Source organism: Phocaeicola faecicola, assembly GCF_013618865.1.
GTDB classification, from domain to species: Bacteria; Bacteroidota; Bacteroidia; order Bacteroidales; family Bacteroidaceae; genus Phocaeicola; species Phocaeicola faecicola.
Genome location: NZ_JABSOE010000124.1, coordinates 1 through 4,081 on the forward strand (window position 1 = coordinate 1; position 4,081 = coordinate 4,081).

3 protein-coding genes and 1 pseudogene are annotated in these 4,081 nt (G+C 35.8%); 3 read left to right on the forward strand and 1 reads right to left on the reverse strand.

The genetic code is table 11. From position 1 onward, the window contains the following. Positions 1 to 391 precede the first annotated feature (391 nt). Positions 392 to 1,234 carry a macrolide hydrolase EstT gene (gene estT, locus H3001_RS18775; RefSeq protein WP_014053561.1) on the forward strand — a complete coding sequence of 281 codons (843 nt, stop codon included), beginning with the start codon at positions 392 to 394 and terminating at the stop codon, positions 1,232 to 1,234. Between the two features lie 160 nt (positions 1,235 to 1,394). After that, a complete protein-coding gene (gene tet(X), locus H3001_RS18780) occupies positions 1,395 to 2,561 on the forward strand; it encodes a tetracycline-inactivating monooxygenase Tet(X) (protein WP_181215760.1) in 1,167 nt (388 codons plus the stop codon). Positions 2,562 to 2,770: 209 nt separating this feature from the next. Here the strand turns inward: tet(X) and erm(F) are convergent, their stop codons facing one another. Beyond that, a complete protein-coding gene (gene erm(F) / locus H3001_RS18785) occupies positions 2,771 to 3,571 on the reverse strand; it encodes a 23S rRNA (adenine(2058)-N(6))-methyltransferase Erm(F) (RefSeq protein ID WP_181215761.1) in 801 nt (266 codons plus the stop codon). Between the two features lie 253 nt (positions 3,572 to 3,824). Here erm(F) and H3001_RS18790 point away from each other — a divergent pair. After that, positions 3,825 to 4,081: pseudogene (locus H3001_RS18790) on the forward strand (IS1380 family transposase); the annotation flags it as partial.

The window sequence follows — 4,081 nt, forward strand, 5'->3', positions numbered from 1 at the left end:
CGTTTTGGCTGCCAAACCTTATTTTCGGGGGAATATCTAAAGATACAAAAAAGCCAACTAATTCGCAATACATTGTGTATGAATTAGTTGGCTAATTTTATACTATTTACTGAGTGTCCCGAAAAAATTCCTCCAAAAGGTGTGAGTTTTTCGAATTTTATTTGTACCTATGCAGCGCCTTGTTACGATTTTCGCTTGTTTTCTAATTGCAACACTAAGATAAGTGAAAAATCTGACACGGCAAAATCCTAGGCAACTTATTGTTGCTCAGGAACTTATAAATAAAGTTAAATCAAAGTGTTGCGGAATTAAGGGATAAATGAAAAAAAAACTACTTTGGATATTAATTTTAGGACTGATAATAATCAGTTGCAAACAAAGGAAAACAGAAATGAAAGAGAAAATAATTAAAACAAACGGCATTGAACTCTGTACGGAAAGTTTTGGAAATAAGAAAAATCCAGCAATCCTTTTGGTAGCAGGTGCAACCGTATCAATGCTGTATTGGGACACTGAATTTTGCCAACAATTATCTGAAAAAGGATTTTTTGTTATTCGTTACGACAACAGAGATGTAGGAAAATCCACTAATTATGAACCAGGTTCTACTCCATACGATATTGTTGACTTAACTAATGACGCTATTTCAATATTGGATGGCTACAAGATTGACAAAGCACATTTTGTGGGGATTTCTTTGGGCGGACTAATTTCTCAAATAGCATCAATAAAGTTTGCCGACAGAGTTAACTCCTTAACTCTTATGTCATCAGGCCCTTGGGGAGACTCAGACCCAACTATACCTGAAATGGACACGAGTATTTTAGATTTCCATAGTAAAGCAGGTACAGTCAATTGGACAAATGAAGACAGTGTGGTAAACTATTTAATTCAGGGTGCAGAATTAATGAGTGGCAAGAAACAATTTGACAAACAAAGAAGTGAAAAACTGATAAGAGCTGAGTTCAATAGAGCCAACAATTATATAAGTATGTTCAATCACGCTGCATTGCAAGGTGGTGAAGAATATTGGAACAGATTAAACGAAATCAAACAACCCACCTTAATTATCCACGGAACAGACGACAAAATTTGGCATTATAAGAATGCAGGTTTTTTACTAGAAAAAATAAAAGGTTCAAATCTAATCACCCTTGAAGGTACAGGACACGAATTACACGTTGATGATTGGAAATCAATTATTGATGGAATAGAAAAACACATAAATGACTGATAAACAAAAACAACGACCCGCTAACAATGTATATAAAAAATAGGCGAAACAGTAGTAAATTCAAGGCTTTTGGCTCGTATTATACTTTGTGCTTAACCGAAAATTTGGCACTTCGAAATCGCCTACTTTTCATATACTAACCGTTATGTGCCATTTTTGAATGACAATGCGAATAGATACAGACAAACAAATGAATTTACTTAGTGATAAGAACGTTGCAATAATTGGTGGTGGACCCGTTGGACTGACTATGGCAAAATTATTACAGCAAAACGGCATAGACGTTTCAGTTTACGAAAGAGACAACGACCGAGAGGCAAGAATTTTTGGTGGAACCCTTGACCTACACAAAGGTTCAGGTCAGGAAGCAATGAAAAAAGCGGGATTGTTACAAACTTATTATGACTTAGCCTTACCAATGGGTGTAAATATTGCTGATGAAAAAGGCAATATTTTATCCACAAAAAATGTAAAGCCCGAAAATCGATTTGACAATCCTGAAATAAACAGAAATGACTTAAGGGCTATCTTGTTGAATAGTTTAGAAAACGACACGGTTATTTGGGATAGAAAACTTGTTATGCTTGAACCTGGTAAGAAGAAGTGGACACTAACTTTTGAGAATAAACCGAGTGAAACAGCAGATTTGGTTATTCTTGCCAATGGCGGGATGTCCAAGGTAAGAAAATTTGTTACCGACACGGAAGTTGAAGAAACAGGTACTTTCAATATACAAGCCGATATTCATCAACCAGAGATAAACTGTCCTGGATTTTTTCAGCTATGCAATGGAAACCGGCTAATGGCATCTCACCAAGGTAATTTATTATTTGCTAACCCCAATAATAATGGTGCATTGCATTTTGGAATAAGTTTTAAAACACCTGATGAATGGAAAAACCAAACGCAGGTAGATTTTCAAAACACAAATAGTGTCGTTGATTTTCTCCTGAAAAAATTTTCCGATTGGGACGAACGCTACAAAGAACTGATTCGTTTGACATCATCTTTTGTAGGGTTAGCGACACGAATATTTCCCTTAGATAAGTCTTGGAAAAGTAAGCGTCCATTACCCATAACAATGATTGGGGATGCCGCACATTTGATGCCTCCTTTTGCAGGACAAGGCGTAAACAGTGGGTTGATGGATGCCTTGATATTGTCGGATAATCTGACCAATGGGAAATTTAACAGCATTGAAGAGGCTATTGAAAATTATGAACAGCAAATGTTTGCTTATGGAAGAGAAGCACAAGAAGAATCAACTCAAAACGAAATTGAAATGTTTAAACCCGACTTTACGTTTCAGCAATTGTTAAATGTATAAAATGGAATAAAACGGCACATAACAAACAAATTGGCAATAGAGCCGGTGAAGTACTTCTATTGAACTTTTGTGCAATGTTGAAGATTAGTAATTCTATTCAACATTTGTGCTAAAAGTCGGCTCCATCGCCAATTTGCCAAACGTTATGCGGCAGCTTAAAAGACGACACCAAACCAGAAAAATCATCTTGACAACCACCCGACTTTGAACTACGAAGGATGAAATTTTTCAGGGACAACTTCCAGCATTTCCAAAAAACAGTTTAACCATTGACTTGGAGACAAACAAACAATTTGAGCATTAAGGTTTAAACCGAATTTTTCCGAAATTGTCCTGACCTGACTTTTCCTGAAAATCGACTTTAAAGCTGTTTTTACAGATAAATCAGGTTTCTCTAACAGACAGGAAATAAATGCTAAGTATTTGGCTTTAATCTTAAAATCAAAAAATAAGTGTTTTCTTTTAATGTTTAACAGGGCTGATTTTACAGTTGGCGGTGGCAAGAAACTTTCAGGACCTACCTCATAGACAAGTTTCAAATCAAAAAAAGTATGATAGAAAACGGTATATGGATTGTAAAGCTTCCTTGAAAATAACTTTTGTGTAGGTTCGAACTGAAGGATAATGGAACCTCCCAGAAAATTTTCAAGATTCTCAAACATCAGGATTTTGAAAATATCGGAAGTAATGCCATAAGGAATATTTGACACCACTTTGAAAGGAAATTTCGGAACTGCAAAATTCCTAAAATCACAACCGACAACTTGAACATTTCGGGCATCAGAAAATAATTTTCGTAAATGTTCAACCAAAGCTGTGTCGTTTTCAATAGCAACAACATTGTTGGCAATTTTTAATAAATGAACAGTAAGAAACCCCTTGCCTGCCCCAATATCTAAAACCGTATCCTGATTACTTATATTTGCTTGTCTTATTGCATCTTTTATTAGCACTTTATCAATAGTAAAGTGCTGACCCGTAAAACGAACGGGCAATTTCTTTTTTGTCATTAGTAACTTCTTACAGGTGAATACTTGAATTCAAATCACAGAGATATTCTTTTATAATTATACAACGGCAAATTTAGTAACTTTGCTCGATAAATTAACGAGAAAGAAGAAAAAATCCTTAATTCCGCAACACTATAATTTAACTTTATTTATAAGTTCCTGAGCAACAAAAAGTTGCCCAGGATTTTGCCATGTCAGAATTTTCACTTATCTTAGTGTTGCAAAAAGAAAACAAGCAAAACTCTAATATGACATGGCAAAAATACAAATTAAATCTGAGAAACTCACACCTTTTGGAGGAATTTTTTCAATCATGGAGAAATTTGACTCCATGCTTTCACCCGTTATCGACTCAACACTGGGTCAGAGATGCAGCAGTATCTTCGGATATCAGTTCAGCGAGATAGTCCGTTCGCTGATGAGCGTTTATTTCTGTGGCGGCTCATGCGTGGAAGATGTAACGTCACAACTGATGCGCCATCTCTCGTATCATCCTACCCTTCGTACATG